Origin of the sequence: Caballeronia sp. LZ028, assembly GCF_031451415.1 — a bacterium.
Lineage (GTDB): Bacteria > Pseudomonadota > Gammaproteobacteria > Burkholderiales > Burkholderiaceae > Caballeronia > Caballeronia zhejiangensis.
Map to the genome: position 1 here is coordinate 668150 of NZ_JARUXN010000004.1, position 18574 is coordinate 686723.

The following is an 18574-nucleotide window of genomic DNA, read 5'->3' on the forward strand; positions in this document are numbered from 1 at the left end:
TCCCGTCGATTGGTTTTTATTGGCCGGCGCGCGGCGTCTAACGCTGTCCGAGCCGCGCCAGCGCGTCGCGTGTAATGAGCGTGACGCCGGACTCCGTGCGGAAGAAACGCGCGGCATCGTCGTCCGGATCCTCGCCGACCACGAGACCTTCGGGCACCGTGCAGCCGCGGTCGATCACGACCTTCTGCAAACGGCAACTCGGCCCGATGGTCACTTGCGGCAACAAGACTGCCTCATTGATGTTACAGAACGAGTGGACCCGCACCGCCGACGAAAACACCGACTTCGACACCTGCGATCCCGAGATCACGCAGCCGCCGCACACGAGCAGATTGGTGATCGCGCCTTGCTGCCCGTTCAGGTCGCGTACGAACTTGCCGGGCGGCAACTGCTCCTGATTCGTCCAGATCGGCCATTTGCGGTCGTACAAATCGAGCTCCGGAATCGTCGATGCGAGATCGAGATTCGCGGACCAGTACGCGTCGACGGTGCCGACATCGCGCCAGTACGCGGGCGCTTCCGGATCGCTGCTCGACGTCACGCACGACATGCTGAACGGATGCGCGATCGCCTTGCCGGTCGTCACGACGCGCGGAATGATGTCCTTGCCGAAATCGTGATCCGTGTTCGACGTCTCGATGTTTTCCTGCAGCAGGTCATACAAATACTTCGCGCTGAACACGTAGATGCCCATGCTCGCGAGCGCGATGTCGGGCTTGCCGGGCATCGCGGGCGGATCGGCGGGCTTTTCCAGGAAATCGGTGACGCGGCGGTTTTCATCGACGTGCATCACGCCGAACGCGACCGCATCCATGCGCGGCACCTCGATGCAGCCGACCGTGCAGTCCGCGCCGCTTTCCACATGGTCGAGCACCATGCGCGTGTAATCCATCTTGTAGATGTGATCGCCCGCCAGCACGATGACGAACTCCGGCCCGATCGAGCGGACGATATCGAGGTTCTGATAGACCGCGTCGGCGGTGCCGCGATACCAGCTCGAATCCACGCGCTGCTGCGCCGGCCAGATATCGATGAACTCGTTGAACTCGCCGCGCAGGAAACCCCAGCCGCGCTGCAGATGGCGGATGAGCGAATGCGCCTTGTATTGCGTGACGACCGCGATGCGGCGGATGCCGGAATTGAGGCAGTTGGACAGCGCGAAGTCGATGATGCGGTACTTGCCGCCGAAGTGGACGGCCGGCTTCACGCGCTTGTCGGTGAGCGGACCGAGCCGGGTGCCGCGCCCGCCGGCGAGGACGATTGCGAGGGTCGACTTCTGCAAATCGGTGCGATTCTTAGCCAGCATCTCCATGTCAGCCTCCTGATTTGACCTGCGACTATTGATGTTCGATGTCTTGCCGTGTGTGCGTCCTCGTATGCTTTTGTTGGTATCTGTCGATGGAGCATTATCCGGCGCGCATTCGAATTCGTGTGCTGAAGTCGCCCGTTTTTTTCGCCGTCCGCATCGAGCAATGCGTGTGCCGAACACGCACGAGCGTGCTGCGGTGTTGCAGACGCGCGACCTTTGGACTTCCTGTCGATCGCATCGCTCGACAAAACGCGTCCGCGCAATTTATAACGGGCACGCCATGCCGCAGTGCGTCGAGGCACGGCACAATATGAAGGTTGCACTGCCCGCGCACGGCGTCCGCGGGCGTGCTTTCCGAAACCATCGTCGCGTTGCGCTGCACGGCGCTGGCGCGCGACGAGCGTTTCGACGTTTCATCCGACCGGACACGATCAATCGGGAAAGCAGAACATGAACAACGTCCTGAGCATTCAATCGCATGTGGTGTTCGGCCATGCGGGCAACAGCGCGGCGGTTTTTCCCATGCGGCGACTCGGCGTGAACGTCTGGCCGCTCAACACCGTGCAGTTTTCCAATCACACGCAGTACGGCCGCTGGACAGGCAGCGCCTTCGATGCGGACGAATTGCAGAACGTCATCGAAGGCATCGGCGCGATCGGTGTGCTCGGGCGCTGCAACGCGGTGCTCTCCGGTTATCTCGGCGCGCCGGAGCAGGGCCGCGCGGTCGTCGAAATCGTGAAGATGGTGAAGGCGGTGAATCCGCGCGCGCTTTATTTTTGCGATCCGGTCATGGGTCAGACGGGCGGCTGCACGGTCGCGGCCGGCATCGAGGATTTCCTCGTCACGACGATGCCCGGAATCGCCGATGCGATCATGCCCAATCACGTCGAGCTGGAAAAGCTCGTCGGGCGTCCGATCGAGACGGTCGAGGAAGCCGTCGACGCATGCCGCGAAGTGATCGCGCGCGGGCCGCGCATCGTGCTGGTGAAGCATCTGCTCGATCGCAACAGCCGCGCCGACACCTTCAATATGCTCGCCGTCACGCCCGGCGAAGCGTGGTTCGCGCAGCGCCCGCTGTATCCGTTCGCGCGCCAGCCGGTGGGCGTCGGCGATCTGACGAGCGCGGTCTTCGTCGCGCGCACCTTGCAGGGCGACTCGCTGCGCACCGCGCTCGAGCACACGCTCGCGGCGGTCAATGCCGTCGTCAAGGCAACGTACGATGCCGGGCGTTACGAACTGGAGATCGTCGCATCGCAGGACGAGATCGCGAAGCCGACCGACCGTTTCCCCGCGATCCGCGTGACCGGCACGGAGATGGTCAAGGGCGGCTAGCTCGCGTCCATCAGACCGAAACGCCACGAAAGGCGCCGCGTCGCGGAAAGCAGCGCGCGGGCGAGCGGGCCGTCCGCGGCGCTGTCGAAGCCCCCCGACGAACCGATCAACGCGATCACGAGGCACACGCTGCCGGTGTGATCGAACACGGGCGCGGCCAGCGTATGGATGCCGGGCACCGGCGCGCCGAGCGCCGTATCGAGGCCGCGTTCGCGGATGTCGTCGAGCCGTGCGCGGTACGCGGCGTCGCTTCCCGCAGCCGCTTGCGCGCCCGCGAGGCGGATGGCGTCCTGCGTCATCAGGCTCGCGAGCATGTCGGCGGGAAGGTGCGCGGCGTACACCCGCCCGATCGCGGTGTTGACGAGCGACATCACCGTGCCGACGCGCAAGCTCACATGCTGCGGCCGCGCCGATTCCTCCAGCCGGATCACGGTGGGGCCGAGCGGTCCGAGCGCGGCGGCGGCGACCGTCATCGACGTGCTCGCGGCGAGCGCGACGATCTCGGCTTCGGCATCGCGGATCGGCGAAAGGCGCTGCAGCGCGATCAGCCCGAGCTCGCGGCTCAGCGGGCCGGCGTGGAATAACCCGGCGTCGTCGCGCGCGAGCAGGCCGACCTTCACCAGACTCACCAGATGCGCGAACGCCTTCGCGGGCGGCATGCCGGCCGCGGCCGCGAGGTCGCGCAGCGTGAGCGGCTCGCCGGCGGCGACCAGCGCGCGCAGCAGATCGCCGGTCGCGTCGAGCGCGTTGATGCCGCGCTGCGGCTTCGTGTCCTCGTCGAAGATCGTCATGAAAGCAGTCCGGAAATGTCGCGCGCGGCATCCTTCAGCGCGTGCGCGAGCGGGCCGTCCCACGCGACGTCGGCGAGGCCGGTCGGTCCGATCGCCGTCAGTGCGAGCTGCATCCGATGCGCGCCGTCGAACACCGGCACGCTCATGCTGCTCACGCCGGGACTCGGCGCATCGACGCTGCGTTCGATGCCGCGCGCGCGAATCGCTTCGATGCACGCGGCCATCTCCGGCGCATCGGCTTCGGCCTGATGCGCGAGCATCGCGGCGACGCGGGTGTCGTCGTCGAACGCGCGGAACACGCGGCCCGTGGACGTCGCCGAGAGCGACATCACCGTGCCCACGTGCAGATTCACATGCAGCGGATAGCCGCCGCGCTCGTAGCGCACGATCGTCGGCCCTTGCGGCCCGGCGACGCTCACCGCGACGCTCATGCCGGTCGCGAGCGCCAGCGCCGACACGCGCGGCGCGGCGGCCCGATACGCCGGCTGATGCTCGAGATTCAACAGGCCGAGCCTGAGCGAGAGCGGCCCCGGCTCGTAATTCCCGGTGAGCGCGTCGCGCTTGACGAGACCGAGCCGCGTCAAGCTCACGAGGTACGTGTGGGCCTGCGCGGTCGACAGTTCGGCCGCTTCGGCCAGCGCGCTCAACGCAAGCGGCTCGCGACGCGCGGCGAGCGCATCGAGCAGACGCGCGCCGACTTCGACGCTCTGGATGCCGCGCTGTTTCTTTTCTTCGCCGATTTCGGAACGAGCCAAAAGCACTCCGCGATCTATAAAGGATGAACGAACCGCAGATGTTAGCCGAGCAGGAATCATCCGATGAAGCGATTCGGTACTTACCCGTAATTTGCAAATAGCAAGTATGCTTGCTGTTGACAAACAACGGCATCACGCCGATCATCCACCCATCCCCACGAGAATGGAAGCGAGACACGACCATGGCAAAAGCATTCGCATCGCAGGCCGATCTGGAAGAGAAGAAGATCACGTTCACGCAACTCTCCGAGAACGCGTACGCGTACACGGCGGAAGGCGATCCCAACTCGGGCGTGATCATCGGCGACGACGGCGTGCTCATCGTCGATACGACCGCCACGCCCGCGATGGCGCAGGATCTCATCGCGAAAATCCGCAGCGTCACCGACAAGCCGATCAAGTACGTCGTGCTGTCGCACTATCACGCGGTGCGCGTGCTCGGCGCGTCGGCGTACTTCGCGGAAGGCGCGCAGCAGGTCATCGCGAGCCGCGGCACGTATGAAATGATCGTCGAGCGCGGCGAGCAGGACATGAAATCGGAGATCGAGCGCTTTCCGCGCCTTTTCGCCGGTGTCGAGACGGTGCCGGGCCTGACGTGGCCGACGCTCGTCTTCGAGAAGGAAATCACGCTGTATCTCGGCAAGCTCGAAGTGAAGATCGCGCATCTCGGCGCGGGTCACACGAAGGGCGATACGGTCGTCTGGCTGCCGTCGCAGAAAGTGCTGTTTTCGGGCGATCTCGTCGAGTACGACGCCGCCTGCTATTGCGGCGATGCCCAACTCGAAGAATGGCCCGCGACGCTCGAAGCGCTGCGCGCGCTGAAGGCCGACAAACTCGTGCCGGGACGCGGTCCGGCGCTGCTCTCGCCGGCGGAAGTCGACAAGGGCCTCGATTACACGAAGGACTTCGTCACGACGCTCTTGCAGGCGGGCCGCGAGGCCGTCGCCGAGAAGCTCGACCTGAAGGGATCGATGGCGCTGACGCGCAAGGCGATGGATCCGAAATTCGGTCACGTCTTCATCTACGAGCACTGCCTGCCGTTCGACGTCTCGCGCGCTTACGACGAAGCGAGCGGCATCAAGCATCCGCGTATCTGGACGGCCCAGCGCGACCAGGAAATGTGGGCCGCATTGCAGGACTGACCGCCGTTTCTTGCGGCGCGCACTGACGCGCCGCTTCTCCCTCTCTCAAGGCAAAAGGCGCGCGCAAGACGCCGGCCTCATTACGCCCATCTGGAGCGAGACATGTCGAAGTCGATCAGCACGGCGGCGCTTGAGCCCAGCGCCGTCGCGGATGCGCACGCCCAATCGGACGACGCGCTGTTCCGCAAAATCGCGTGGCGCATCATTCCGTTTCTGTTCCTGTGCTACGTCGTGTCGTTTCTGGACCGCATCAACATCGGCTTCGCGCAATTGCAGATGAAGCACGATCTCGGCTTCTCCGATGCAATGTACGGCCTCGGCGCCGCCGTGTTTTATGTCGGCTACGTGCTTTTCGAAGTGCCGAGCAATCTGCTGCTCGCGAAGTTCGGCGCGCGCCGCACGTTCACGCGGATCATGCTGCTGTGGGGCGCGGCGTCGGTCGGAATGATGTTCGTATCGACGCCCGGCCATTTCTATCTGCTGCGCTTTCTGCTCGGCGTGTTCGAAGCGGGTTTCTTTCCGGGCATCGTGCTTTATCTGACGTACTGGTTTCCGGCGAAACGGCGGGCGGGCGTGATGTCGGTGTTCTTCGCGGGCGTGGCCGTCGCGGGCGTGTTCGGCGGACTCGTGTCCGGCTGGATCATGCGCGACATGGCCGGCGTGATGGGCCTGCACGGCTGGCAGTGGATGTTCGCGATCGAGGGCGCGCCCGCGGTGCTGCTCGGTCTTATCGCGTTGCGCCTGCTGGTGGACACGCCGCGCGATGCGCAATGGCTCACGCAAACGGAGCAGGATCGGCTCACGGCACTGTGCGCGACCGGTCATCACGAGAAGCACGATAACAGCGGCATGCTCGATGCGCTGCGCAATCCGCGCGTCTATCTCTTCGCGTTCATCTATTTCTCGCTGACGTGCGCGTCGCTGACGCTGAGCTTCTGGATGCCGCTGATGATCCGCGACTTCGGCATCACCGATGTCATGTCGGTCAGCCTCTACACCGTCGTGCCGAACGCGATCGGCGCGGTGGGTCTGATTCTGATCGCGCGCCATTCGGATCGCGTCGCCGAGCGGCGCAAGCACTTCGCGTGCTGCACGATCGGCGGCGGCATCGCGCTCGCGGCCCTCACGCTGCATTTTCCGAGCTTCCCGCTGATGCTCGCGATTCTCTCGCTCGCCGCGACGCTGATTTTCGCCGCGCTGCCGATCTTCTGGGCCGTGCCCGCCAGCCATCTGCCGGGCAAGAGCGCGGCGGCGGGCATCGCTTTCATCAGCAGTATCGGCATCACGAGCGGGATCGTGAGTCCGTGGGTGATCGGCCAGATCCGCACCTCGACGGGCAGCATGGATCTCGCCGTGCATCTGCTTTCGTTGCTGCTCTTCGCGAGCGGCGCCGCGCTGTTTTTCGGGCTGCGGCGCGGCAAGTGAGCGTCAGGCCGCAGCCGCGGCCATCGCCTTGAAGTTTTCCGGCGTCGCGAAGGCGAGATATTCGGCCTGCATGTCGGGTGTGAGGAATTCGAGCATCGTCGAGTTCTCGATCCAGAATTCGATGACGTGGAAGAAGTTGTCGCCGCGCGTGCAGCGCACCGCACGCCAGCCTTCGCGTTCGCCGATCGCGATGACTTCCTCTGCGTTCAGCTTCGTCGCGATGGCCATGTGGAACGCGCTGTACTGCGGGCGCTTCACCGTGTCCGCGCCATAGCTGACGCTTTCCTCGTGACCGCCGCCCGGCGTGATGACCTGATCGCTCGGATAGACCTCGATGATGCTGCCGCGATCGTCGCCGGCGACCGCCATCCACGCGCCGGGAAAGGGCGAGAAGGGCGCGGCGAAGCCATCCCACAGTTCGGCGAGCACTTGCGCGACGTGTTTCGGATCGTGGGCGGGAATGGAGGCGTGGAAGATCATTGCGATGGACTCCGGTGGACGTGGGGCGGATTGCGCGGCGATTGCAGAGCCGCGCGGTGGAATGTCGGTTCGCAGTGCTATGGTGTGCCGGGATTCTTCCAGAGTCTATTGTGATGAGTGTTTTCAAACGCGTCAGGACTCAGCGCTTATCCGACAAACGCCGAGCCTGTTATTAAGCCGCCGCAACAGAGCGGCAATCGCTACGCCGACGCAAACGCGCCGATATCCGCCGTCAGCCGCGCCGCGTCGCTCAGAAAGATGCCGTGCGGCGCGCCTTCATAGACGACGAGCCGCGCGTTCGGAATCAGGCGCGCCGTGCGCTGCGAAGTCAGTTCGAGCGGATTCGATTCGTCGCGATCGCCTTGCACGATGAGCGTCGGGACGTCGATGTCGCGCAACTCGTTGCGGAAATCGCCGCGATTGACGGTTTCGTTGCACGCGAAAAGCGCCTGATGCGACGTGCGCAATGCCATTTCCCGAATCCAGTCGATCATGGCGTGCGACGCGCCCGGCCCGGCGAAGGGGCGCGCGTTGTCGGCCAGCCATTGCGGATAGTCCGTCGTCAAGTCGTGCAGGAAGGCATCGTTGTAGGCGCGGTCGATGCCGTCGGGATTGTCCGGTGTCTTCGCGAGCATCGGCAAGGTCGAAGCGATCAACGCGAGGCGCGCAACGCGCGTGCTGCCGTGACGCGTCAGATAGCGCACGGCTTCGGCGCCGCCCATCGAATACCCGACGAGCGTCACGTCCGACAGATCGAGCGCATCGATGAGTGCGGCGAGATCGTCCGCAAGCGTGTCGTAGTCGTAGCCGCCGCCCGGATCGCTCGATCGTCCGTGGCCGCGCCGGTCGTAGGTGACGCAGCGAAAGCCCTGTCGCGCGAGCGACAGCATTTGATAGGCCCACATGTCGCCTGGCAGCGAATAGCTCGGAACGAAGACGATGGTCCTGCCGTTGCCCGGCGTGCCTTGCGGATGCCAGTCGCGATAGAACAATTCGACGCCGTCTGCGGTCGCGATAAAACCTGGGCGTGAGTGCTTTGCAGGCATTTCCGTCTCCTCGTCGATGAACAGTGTGAGTGCATCGTCGCAGGAGAAAGTGAGCCGGACAATTACGCCAGAGGTAATAGGCCGCGTGCAAAAAAACGCCGCCCGGGGAGGCGGCGAGAGCGTCCGCTTGTGGGCTCGTTAGTCGAGTGCGGACGCTTGAGGAGACAGGGCGAATGAACTCAGTATGGCAAAGCGCCGCGCCGCACACAATCGCCGATTCGAATCACTGCATTTCAGCATGACCTGAAGATAGTTCGATATGCAGATTAAACGATCCGGCATTGCTATTTTCGGATTTATCTCGTGCTTTTCGGTATTCCTATGAACCTCGATTCATATAAACTCAGCACGCGTTTCAAACACCGTTCTATTGCAGTCATTCATGTATTCCGATTCATTCGCACCTCCGCCCTCTCTGTCCGATGCGGCCCACGCGCTGGCCGTCGCGCTCGACATTCGCCGCTCGGGCGACTGGCTCGCGCTCGAACGTTTCTGCGTCGAAGCACTGGAACGATTCCCGAGAGACTACGAGCTTCGCTGGCAACTGAGTCATTGCTATTGGCTGCGTCACGACAGCGTATCGGCGGAAGCGATCATGCGCGAGGCCGCGCGGCATCATCCGGACAATGGTCACGTGACCGGCGCAATCGCCATGTACCTCAACGAGCAGTCGCGCTACGGCGAAGCGGAAGCGATGTACCGTCTGGCGCTCTCGCAGACGCCCGATGCGGCCTGGCTCGCCGTCGATCTCGCCGACCTCGAATTGCGGCGCGGCGCGTGGCGCAGCGGCTGGATGCGCTTCGATCGCCGCACATCGGAACAGGGCGACAACGGCGTCGTCGCGCGCATGGAGCGGCTCGCGCCGGGCTGGCGCGGGCAGCCGCTCGACGGCAAGCGCGTCGTGGTTTACAGCGAACTCGGCCTGGGCGACGACATTCAATTCGTGCGGTACTTTCCGCAATTCGCGGAGGGCGTGCGAAGAAACGGCGGCGCGGCGCTATTGGCGGTGCGTTCGGCGCTGTATCCGCTGGTGCGGCGGTTCGTGCCGGACTGCGTGCAGATCGAAGCGCACGACTTCGGCACGGTCGATTACACCGTCGGCATGATGAGCCTGCCTGTCTGGATCGGTCTGTTGCCGCATCACGTCGATGGCCGCGCGTATCTTCACGCCGCGCCTGAGCGCATCGACGCGTGGCGGCGCGAACTCGCATCGGACGGCACCCATGCGTTGCGCGTCGGTCTCGTGTGGGCGGGCAGCCCGACGCATCGTCGCGACGCCCAGCGCAGCATTCCCGTCGAAGCGCTCGCGCCGCTCTGGAGCCTGCCGAACGTCACGTTCCATCCCGTTGCGCCGGGCCGCGAAGACGATATTGCCGCAATGCGTTCGGCGGGCGCGCGTATCGCCGGCGTGCCCGAGTATCGCGAGCAGTTTCACGATTCCGCCGCGTTCGTCAGCGCGCTGGATGTGCTCGTGACCATCGACAGTTCGCCGCTGCATCTCGCCGGCGCGCTCGGCAAGCCGGTGCTGGCGATGATCGATCGCGCGTCGCATTGGTGTTGGGGTGAAGACGAGACGCAGCCGTGGTACGACTCGGTGCGGCTCATTCGTCAGCGCGAACCGGGCGATTGGGCCCCGGTTATCAGGCGCGTCGCCGCGGCGGTGTCGGGGCGGCTCATCGGACGAGCGGCGCCGGAAGATCAGCAGGCGTCCGCGCCCGTCAGTCTCGGGTAGCCGGGCTGGCTCGAGTCGATCGTCGTCACGCAGGCACCCTCGTTGAGATCGAGCGGGCTGTCGATGTCGCGCTTCGAGCCGTCCTTCATCTGCACGCTGTAGCGGTAGATTTTCGCGGTCTGTTCCGGGGCCTTCTGGAACAGGTTCGTCAGGTCGAAGCTCAGGCCTGCGCCGCCGCCCACGCCGTTCCATCCATTGCCGCCGATGCCGCCGCCGCCCACGCCGACGGTCGGTCCGGAAGAAGAAGCCGTGTTCGTCGACACAGTCGTCAAATACTGTTTGCCGACAATGCGTCCGGTCGCGAGCGTGCCGTCAGCCGGCAGCGGCGCCGATGCGCCCGGTCCCGATGCGCACGCCGCGAGCACGGCACATGCGATGGCCGCGAAGCCAGCTCGCGCAACGCGTTGAATTGTTTTTTGATCCGAGTTCATTCCAGCCTCTTGCTTCCATTGCCCTCGATGCGAGCGCACGAGTCTTGTGGAATCGGCCGCTAGCGCCGGCGTGGCGGGAACGTGGCGCAGAAATACGCCGCCTTCGAAAGGGCGGCGTTCGTCGACGATTCGTTCCGGAGCTTGCAAGCCGGCGCGCTTCGCGAGGGACGCGAATGCGCGGCGGGAATGTTGACTGATCGTGTTTCGCGATTGAACCAGATTGCTCCGATTCCTCGCACGGCAAACGGTCCCGCGATTCACCCCTTCAATAGATACGCGACGATCGCATCGCACACGCGCCCGAACATCTGCGTGCCGGTGACGGTCGTGCAGCCTCGCGCGCGGGCGGCCTCGATGAAAGGCGTGACCGGCGGCTTGGTCACGACATCGCCGACGAAGGTCGTCGGTGGCAGGCGGGAGACGTCGATCGGCAGCGGGTCGCCCGGACGCATGCCCGCCGGCGACGCATTCACGATGAGATCGTAGGTTTCGGCAGCCGAATCGTCGGCGACGCTCACCGCGCCGCGCCCCAGCGCAGCGAGGCGCGAGGCGAGGGCGCCGGTGCGCGCGGCGTCGAAATCGCGGATCGCGAGCGAGGCCACGCCCGCATCGACGAGCGCGTGGCCGATCGCCGAACCCGCGCCGCCCGCACCGATCAGCAGCGCGCGTTTGCCCTTCGGGTCGCAGCCCGCATCTCTCAACGCCGCCACCATGCCGATGCCGTCCGACGCGCCGCCGTGCCAGGTGCCGTCGGCATTGCGCTTCAGCATGTTGACCGCGCCGAGGAACGCGCCTTCATCGGTCAGCGAACGGCAGTATTCGGTCGCGCTGAACTTGTGCGGGACGGTGACGATCACGCCGTCGCAATTGCGCAGCGGCGCGATGCCCGCGAAAAACGCGCCGAGATCTTCGGGCGCGACGTGCGCCGGAATCACGATTGCATCGCGTCCCGCCGCACGCAGCGCCGCTGTTACGCCGGAAGGCGAGCGTACCTGCGCGATCGGATCGCCGACGATGAAATAGACGCGCGTCGCGCCGCTCAAGCCCGCATCGAGCGATGCGGAAAAAGAAGTGTCCTGCGCCATGCCTCGATTGCCTCCTGATCCGTGATCCGAAAATAGTGTGACCGCACTCGCTGAATGCTAGTTGAAAATGGAATGCTATTCAACAAAATTGCTACTTGAAGGAGGCAACTAACGGTCTTCCCGAGTGGCGACCACCAAAAACCGCCGGCAGACAGACGGCTGCCAACGCGCATTCAGAGAACGTTCGGCTCGTGCGCGCCCGGACTTGCGCCAGCCGCTGCCAGCGCTTCGTGAAGTGTGTCGTACACGTTCGATGCGCCGAGCGCGGGCGTCAGTCCGTGCCGGTCCATGTCGCTGCGCAGGAAGCGGTTCACGCGTCCGAATATCACGACGACGCCGCGTGCGCGCAGCGTTTCGACCAGTTCGCAGATGGTGCGGGCCGCCGAATAATCGAGGTCCGTGATCGCGCCGGCATCGACGACAAAATGGCGCAACTCGTCCGGCGCCGTATCGACGAGATTCGTCACTTCCGACGCGAAGAAGTGATCGTTCGCATAGAACAGATCTGCGCCGAAGCGATAGACGATCAGGTGCGGCGCGGTCATCGCGGCGGGCTTCGTCGGCTCGTACTGCCACGGTTTGCCGGGCGCGACGGGCGTGAGCACCATCGTGTGCGGATGATAGCTGTGGCGCACGTGCCGCAGCAGCGATAACGCCACCGCGAGCAGAATGCCGTGCTCGACGCCCACCATGACCACCGCAGCCGCCGTGATGAGCGCGAGCGCGAACTCGCCGGGGCTTTCCGCGCGAATGTCCTTCAGGCTTTGCACGTTGATGAGCCCCATCGCGATCGTGAACACGATGCCCGCCAGCACGCAATGCGGCAGATAGCGCAGATAGCCGCTCAAGAAGAGCAGCACGACGGCGACGACTGCCGCGAACACGAGCTGTCCGAACTGGCTGCGCGTGCCGGCGCGGTCGGCCATCGCGGTCTGTGTCGGACTGCCGTTGACGACGAACGTGCCGCTCACGGCCGCCGCCGCGTTCGCCGCGGCCAGACCGAGGATGTCGCTGTTGGTATCGACGTCCTCGCGATACTGCTGCGCGAAGACCCGCGCCGCGGCGGCGCTCTGCGCGATGATCATCACGAAGCACGACAGCGCGACCGGCACGAGGTCGAGCGATTGCTGCCAGGTGATGTCGGGAAAACGGATCGCGGGCAGGCCGCCATCGACCGGACCGAGCACCGAGATGCCGTGCGCGGCGAAATCGAACGCCTTGCTCGCGGCGATGCTGCCGATTACCGCGATGAGCGGCATCGGCAGGCGCGGCGCGAAACGCTTGCAGCCGAGAATCGCGACGACCACGGCCAGCGCGAGCACGAGCGTCGGTCCGTGCGCGTGCACGAGATGACCGAGCACGTAAGCAAGCTGGGCGAGACTGCGCGAGGACGGATACGGCACCGTCATGCCGAAGAGATCGCCGAGCATCGCGATCGACACCTGTACGCCGACGCCCGCGAGAAAACCGGTGAGCACCGTGCGCGACAGGAAATCGGCGAGAAAGCCGAGTTTGAAAAGCCGCGCGACGAGGAGCAGCGCGGCCGTCTGCAACGCGACCATGCCCGCCAGCGCGACGTATTGCGGGCTGCTCATCGCGGCCATCGACGAAACCTTGCTCGCGAAGATCGTCGCGGTCGCCGAATCGGCCGCGACGACCAGATGCCGCGACGCCCCGAACAGCGCAAACGCGATGAGCGGCAGGAACGCGGTGTAGAGGCCCGTCACCGCGGGCATGCCGGCGATGCGCGCATAGCCGAGCACTTGCGGAATGTCCATCGATGCGAGCGAGATGCCCGCGAGCGCGTCGCGCCACGCGGCGGCGCGGCTGATCGGCAGGATGCCTTTGAGCAGTGTCGTTTTTTGCATGCTGGCACCGTGTTCCTGAAGAGGCGATCGTGCCCCAAGGAACAGGCGGTGCCAAGACCCGCTTCGTCTATCGATAGAACGCCACGGTTTGCCGCAATCCGTCGATCAGTGGCGTTTTCGGAAGGCCGGGCAGCAATCGGGCGAGCGCGGGATCGTCGGGAAAGGATGTCGCGATGGGCAACGGCGCGCCTTCTGCGTCGATGCGCGCGCCGGGCGCGATGCGCTCGAGCGTCGAGATCACGCTTTGCATCGGCGTGATGTCGCCTGCGAGCGTGAACGCGTGCGCGCCGTCGAACGCGGTCACGAGCGCGAGTTCGTAGGCGGCGGCGACGTCATCGGCGTAGACGAGGCCGGTCGCGCCCGTGAAGGGAATCGTGTACGGCTCGCCGCGCGCGGCCGCACGGCACGCGAGACTCGGACCCGCGCTCGAACCGGTCTCGCGTCCGGCGCCGTACACGACGAGCGGCCGGAATCCGATGCTCGCGATTCCATGATCGTCCCAGTACGCCCGCGCCGAGCCTTCGCACGCGAGTTTGAACGCGCCGTAGTGCGTCAGCGGAAAGGGCGTCGCGCCATCGTCGGGGCCGAAGACGCCCGCGCTGCTCGCGTAAAGCACCGAGCGCAAATTGCACGCGATGGCCGCATCGAACACGTTCAGCGTGCCGATCAGATCGATGCGCGCGCCGCGCACAGGATCGGCGGCGCACGCGGGCGTAAGCACGCCCGCGAGATGTACGACGGCATCGCAGCCGTCGAGCGCGTTCGCCACATCGCGCGCCTCGCCGATATCCCCGATCCGCCATTGCACGTCACCGGCGCGTTCGGGCGCGAGCGCGTGCAGAAGGCGCGCGTCCTCGCGGACATCGAATGCGCGCACATCCATGCCGCGCGCGAGCAGCCGCCGCATGACCCACGCTGCCAGAAAGCCGCTTCCGCCTGTAACCAGCACTCGCATACCGTTTCTCCATCGTCTCAAAAAGAACTTGGCTTACGTCGCGTTTCTGGAATAGTATTCCAATATCAAAGAGAGTTCTACAGGAAGCGCGCACATGGCGGAGACACTGGACAAACTGGAACAGAACGAGACCTTCGATGTAATCGTGGTCGGCGCGGGCGGCGCGGGCATGTCGGCGGCGCTGGTCGCGGCGATCGACGGCGCGCGGGTGCTGCTCGTCGAGAGCACCGAATACGTCGGCGGAACGACCGCGTACTCGGCGGGCACGACGTGGATTCCCGCGTCGAAGCACGCGGCGAGCGTCAATCGCGACGATTCGTCCGCGAATGCCGAAGGCTTTCTGAATCGCGCGGTCGGCGAGCGCAGCAGCGCCGCGATGCGCCGCGCGTTCCTCGACGCCGGCCCGAAGGCCGTCGCGCACATCGAAGCGAACTCCGATGTCAAATATCGCGCGCGGCCGTTCCATCCGGACTATCTGTCGGAAATCGAAGGCTCGACGTTGCGAGGCCGCGCGCTGGAGCCGCTGCCGTTCGACGGCCGCAAGCTCGGCCGCGCGTTCTCGCTGATCCGTCCGCCGATTCCCGAATTCACCGTGCTCGGCGGCATGATGGTCGACCGCGACGACGTCGGGCATCTTTTGAACATGACGAAGTCGTTGGCATCGTTCAGGCACGCGGCGAAACTGCTCGCGCGTCATGCACGCGACCGCATGAGCTCGCCGCGCGGCACGCGTCTCGTGATGGGCAACGCGCTGATCGGGCGTCTGCTTTACTCGCTGCTTCAGCGCGGCGTGACCGTGCTGACGAGCACGAAGGTGGAGGCTTTGCACGCGGGCGCGAATGGCATCGAAGCCGTGACGCTGAGCCAGATCAACGAGCGTCGGCGCGTCAACGTGAAGGGCGGCGTGATTCTCGCGAGCGGCGGATTCAATCGTCATCCGATGCGGCGCGCCGAGATGCTGCCGGGCGCCGATGCGGCGTGGTGTCCCGGCGCGCCCGGCCACAGCGGCAACGCGCAGGATCTCGCGCTCGCGGCGGGCGCGCGCTTCGGCGTTGGCGGGCTGTCGAACGCGTTCTGGGCGCCGGTCTCCGTGCGCAAGCGCGCCGACGGTACGACCGCCGTGTTTCCGCACTTCATCATGGATCGCGGCAAGCCCGGCATGATGACCGTCGACAAGTCCGGCAGGCGGTATCTCAACGAAAACACGTCGTATCACCTGTTCGGGATTGCGATGCAGACGGCGAACAAGACGACGCCCGCCGTGCCCGCCTATCTCGTCACGGACTCCGAAGGATTGCGCAAGTACGGCCTTGGCATGGTGCGTCCGGGCGGCAAGGGACTCGCGCCGCTTCTCGCCGATGGCTATCTCGTCGAAGGCAAGACGCTCGACGAACTGGCGGACAAGCTCGATATCGACAAGGCCGGTCTCGCCGATAGCGTCGCGCGCATGAATCGCTACGCGCAAACCGGCGTCGACGCGGATTTCCAGCGCGGCACGACCGATTATCAGAACGCCAACGGCGACGCCAACTGGACCGGCCCGAACAAGTGCCTCGGTCCGATCGGCCAGGCGCCGTTCTATGCGGTGCGGCTCTATCCGGGCGATATCGGCGCGGCGACCGGCCTCGTTATCGATACCGACGCGCGCGTGCTCGACCGCGACGACCAGCCGATCGTCGGCCTCTATGCCTGCGGCAACGATGCGCAATCGGTGATGGGCGGCGTGTATCCCGGCCCCGGCATCACGCTCGGACCCGGTCTCGCGTTCGGCTATCTCGCGGCGCGCCACGCGACGTCGCGCGCGAAGCAACCGAAGCAGGACGAAGCGCTCGATCTTCCGGTCGATCTTTCAATGCACGCGCACGCCAAATGAAGCTCGAACCGATTCTCGAATGCGACGTCCTCGTGCTCGGCTCCGGCGCGGGCGGCTTGTCGACCGCGGTCACGGCGGCCACGCGCGGCCAGTCCGTGCTCGTCTGCGAGAAGGAAGACGTGTTCGGCGGCACGACCGCGTGGTCGGGCGGCTGGATGTGGATTCCGCGCAATCCGCTCGCGATGCGCGCGGGCATCGTCGAGGATGAAAGCGCGCCGCGCACGTATCTGAAGAGCGAACTCGGCGCGCATTTCGATGCCGCGAAAGCCGATGCGCTCATCGAGCACGGTCCGCGCATGATCGAATTCTTCGAGCGCAATACGTCGATGCGTTTCATCGACGGCAACCGCATCCCCGATTTCCACACGACGCAAGGCGCGGCGACGGGCGGCCGCTCGGTCTGCGCGATGCCGTTCGACGGACGCGAGCTCGGCCCGCTCATCGACAAGCTGCGTCCGCCGCTCGCCGAAGTAACGATCAAGGGCATGGCGATCGCGTCGGGACAAGACCTCGCGCACTTCCTGAACGCGACGCGCAGCGCGAAGTCGGCGTGGCACGTCGCGAAGCGTTTCGCCACGTTTGCGTGGCACATGCTGCGTTATCGGCGCTCGATGCATCTGGTGAACGGCAATGCGCTCGTCGCGCGGCTGCTCAAGTCGGCGGCGGATCGCGGCGTCGATCTGCGCACGCGGGCGAAGGCGGTATCGCTGACGCGCGAGGCGAATCGCGTGACGGGCGCGCGCGTCGAGATCGATGGCGTCATGCACGACGTGCGCGCGCGGCGCGGCGTCGTGCTCGCGTGCGGCGGTTATCCGCACGACGCGAAGCGGCAGACCGAAACGTTTCCCGTGATGCCGCACTGGTCCGCCGCGCCCAAGAGCAATACCGGCGATGGCATTCGCCTGGGCGAAGCGGCGGGCGCGCATTTCGACGCGTCGCTCGAAGCGCCCGCCGCGTGGGCGCCGGTGTCGCTCGTGCCGAAATCCACGGGACGCGAAGTCGCGTTTCCGCATCTGATCGAGCGCGCGAAGCCGGGTCTGATCGCCGTCACGCGCGCGGGCAGGCGCTTCACGAACGAGGCGTCGTCGTATTACGACTTCATCTCCGCGCTCATCGGCACGACGTCGCCGGGCGAAGAGACGTGCGCGTGGCTCGTCTGCGATCACCGGTTTCAGCGCCGATACGGCCTCGGTTTCGCGAAGCCGTTTCCGTTTCCGCTGCGGCCTTACGAACGCTCGGGATATCTCAAGTCCGCGCCGACGCTCGAAGCGCTGGCGCAGCAATGCGGCATCGATGTGCGCGGCCTCGCCGATACGGTCGCCACGTACAACGGCTACGCGAAAGACGGCTTCGATCCGCAGTTCCACAAAGGCTCGACGCCGTATAACCGCGTTCAGGGCGATGCATCGCACAAGCCGAATCCGTGTCTCGCGCCGATCGTCGATGGGCCTTTTCACGCGGTGAAGATCGTGCCGGGCAGCCTCGGCACGTTCGCGGGTTTATCGACGGATGCGCGCTCGCGTGTTCTCGACGACATGCGCGCGCCGATTCCCGGCCTCTACGCGGTCGGCAACGACGCCGCGAGCATGATGGGCGGCCACTATCCCGCAGGCGGCATCACGCTCGGCCCAGCGATGACCTTCGGCTATCTCGCGGGCCTCGAACTGGCCGAACCGGCGCGCGAGGACAGCATCACGAATCTCTCCAACTTCAATCAGGCAAGGACTCTGCAATGACTCTGTACGACACGGTCACGTTGACGGTGAAGATCGGCGCGAACGCGCAGGTCTTCGAAAACATCAAGGCAAGCGGCGATGCGCCCGGCTCGAAGCTGCTCGGCTGCTGGTATTCGGATATCGGCGCGCTCGGCAAGGTCATGGTGCTGCGCGGATTCGAATCCGAAGCGGCGCTGATCGGGGAACGCCGGCGCTTGCTGCTCGAAGGCAATCCGTTCGGCTGCGGCGAGTTCATCACCGATGTCGAAATGAACAGCTACGCGCTTTTTCCCTTCCTGCCGCCGATCGAGCCGGCCGTGCACGGCGGCATCTACGAGATGCGCGTCTACGGCACGAAGCTCGCCAGCCTGCAACACACGATCGACGCATGGCAGAACGCCGTGCCCGAGCGCACGAAACGCTCGCCGCTCATCGGCGCGATGTACGCGCTCGACGGCACCGTGCCGCGCTTTCTCAACATCTGGCCGTACAAGAGCGTGGACGAGCGCTCGCGGATTCGCGCGGAAGCCGTGAAGGACGGCATCTGGCCGCCGAAGGGCGGACCGGCGCATCTGACGACGATGGAATCGACCATCTACGTGCCCGCGCCGTTCTCGCCGCTGCGCTAACCGGAG

General features: G+C 65.4%; 14 protein-coding genes and 1 pseudogene. 7 read left to right on the forward strand and 8 right to left on the reverse strand.

Features of this window, described 5'->3' with window-relative positions:
- Positions 1 to 37: 37 nt before the first annotated feature.
- Positions 38 to 1312, reverse strand: a complete 1275-nt coding sequence (glgC, locus tag QCE58_RS25855) for a glucose-1-phosphate adenylyltransferase (RefSeq protein ID WP_008353483.1) — start codon at positions 1310 to 1312, stop codon at positions 38 to 40.
- Between the two features lie 447 nt (positions 1313 to 1759).
- On the opposite strand from glgC, the gene pdxY reads away from it, so the two are divergent.
- The gene (gene pdxY, locus QCE58_RS25860; protein ID WP_033536161.1) at positions 1760 to 2641 is read left to right on the forward strand and encodes a pyridoxal kinase PdxY; all 882 of its coding nucleotides are present in this window, start codon (positions 1760 to 1762) and stop codon (positions 2639 to 2641) included.
- On the opposite strand, the pseudogene QCE58_RS25865 reads toward pdxY, so the two are convergent.
- Positions 2638 to 4247: pseudogene (locus QCE58_RS25865) on the reverse strand (IclR family transcriptional regulator). The gene pdxY and the pseudogene QCE58_RS25865 sit on opposite strands and share 4 nt — an antisense overlap.
- A 122-nt stretch (positions 4248 to 4369) precedes the next feature.
- Between QCE58_RS25865 and QCE58_RS25870 the strand changes: the two are divergent.
- On the forward strand, positions 4370 to 5329 hold the full coding sequence (locus QCE58_RS25870) for an MBL fold metallo-hydrolase (protein WP_250521640.1): 960 nt from the start codon (positions 4370 to 4372) through the stop codon (positions 5327 to 5329).
- A gap of 102 nt (positions 5330 to 5431) precedes the next feature.
- Positions 5432 to 6754 carry an MFS transporter gene (locus QCE58_RS25875; protein WP_250502934.1) on the forward strand — a complete coding sequence of 441 codons (1323 nt, stop codon included), beginning with the start codon at positions 5432 to 5434 and terminating at the stop codon, positions 6752 to 6754.
- Between the two features lie 3 nt (positions 6755 to 6757).
- On the opposite strand, the gene QCE58_RS25880 is transcribed toward QCE58_RS25875, so the two are convergent.
- Positions 6758 to 7234: a hypothetical protein gene (locus tag QCE58_RS25880; protein WP_175979286.1), complete on the reverse strand. Its 477-nt coding sequence runs from the start codon at positions 7232 to 7234 to the stop codon at positions 6758 to 6760.
- A gap of 200 nt (positions 7235 to 7434) precedes the next feature.
- Positions 7435 to 8280: an alpha/beta fold hydrolase gene (locus QCE58_RS25885; protein ID WP_250521641.1), complete on the reverse strand. Its 846-nt coding sequence runs from the start codon at positions 8278 to 8280 to the stop codon at positions 7435 to 7437.
- Positions 8281 to 8662: 382 nt separating this feature from the next.
- On the opposite strand from QCE58_RS25885, the gene QCE58_RS25890 reads away from it, so the two are divergent.
- Positions 8663 to 10012, forward strand: a complete 1350-nt coding sequence (locus QCE58_RS25890; protein ID WP_250521642.1) for a hypothetical protein — start codon at positions 8663 to 8665, stop codon at positions 10010 to 10012.
- Here QCE58_RS25890 and QCE58_RS25895 read toward each other — a convergent pair.
- From QCE58_RS25895 to QCE58_RS25910, 4 genes are all read right to left on the reverse strand, one after another.
- On the reverse strand, positions 9979 to 10443 hold the full coding sequence (locus QCE58_RS25895; protein ID WP_250440563.1) for a hypothetical protein: 465 nt from the start codon (positions 10441 to 10443) through the stop codon (positions 9979 to 9981). The genes QCE58_RS25890 and QCE58_RS25895 overlap by 34 nt on opposite strands.
- A gap of 257 nt (positions 10444 to 10700) precedes the next feature.
- Complete coding sequence (locus tag QCE58_RS25900) at positions 10701 to 11528, reverse strand: shikimate dehydrogenase (RefSeq protein ID WP_008353472.1); 828 nt, start codon at positions 11526 to 11528, stop codon at positions 10701 to 10703.
- Between the two features lie 173 nt (positions 11529 to 11701).
- Positions 11702 to 13396 (reverse strand): SulP family inorganic anion transporter, encoded by a 1695-nt coding sequence (locus QCE58_RS25905; protein WP_250521643.1) that lies wholly within the window; start codon positions 13394 to 13396, stop codon positions 11702 to 11704.
- 67 nt (positions 13397 to 13463) lie between these two features.
- The gene (locus QCE58_RS25910; protein ID WP_250521644.1) at positions 13464 to 14351 is read right to left on the reverse strand and encodes an NAD(P)-dependent oxidoreductase; all 888 of its coding nucleotides are present in this window, start codon (positions 14349 to 14351) and stop codon (positions 13464 to 13466) included.
- A gap of 94 nt (positions 14352 to 14445) precedes the next feature.
- On the opposite strand from QCE58_RS25910, the gene QCE58_RS25915 reads away from it, so the two are divergent.
- From QCE58_RS25915 to QCE58_RS25925, 3 genes are read left to right on the forward strand one after another with little or no spacing between them, the layout of a single operon-like run.
- Entirely contained in the window at positions 14446 to 16224 is a 1779-nt protein-coding gene (locus QCE58_RS25915; RefSeq protein WP_250521645.1) for an FAD-dependent oxidoreductase, read from the forward strand.
- Positions 16221 to 17960, forward strand: coding sequence for an FAD-dependent oxidoreductase (locus QCE58_RS25920; protein WP_309780488.1), 1740 nt, complete (start codon positions 16221 to 16223; stop codon positions 17958 to 17960). Before QCE58_RS25915 ends, QCE58_RS25920 begins: the two co-directional genes overlap by 4 nt.
- The gene (locus QCE58_RS25925; RefSeq protein WP_250521647.1) at positions 17957 to 18568 is read left to right on the forward strand and encodes an NIPSNAP family protein; all 612 of its coding nucleotides are present in this window, start codon (positions 17957 to 17959) and stop codon (positions 18566 to 18568) included. Before QCE58_RS25920 ends, QCE58_RS25925 begins: the two co-directional genes overlap by 4 nt.
- The last annotated feature ends 6 nt before the right edge of the window (positions 18569 to 18574 follow it).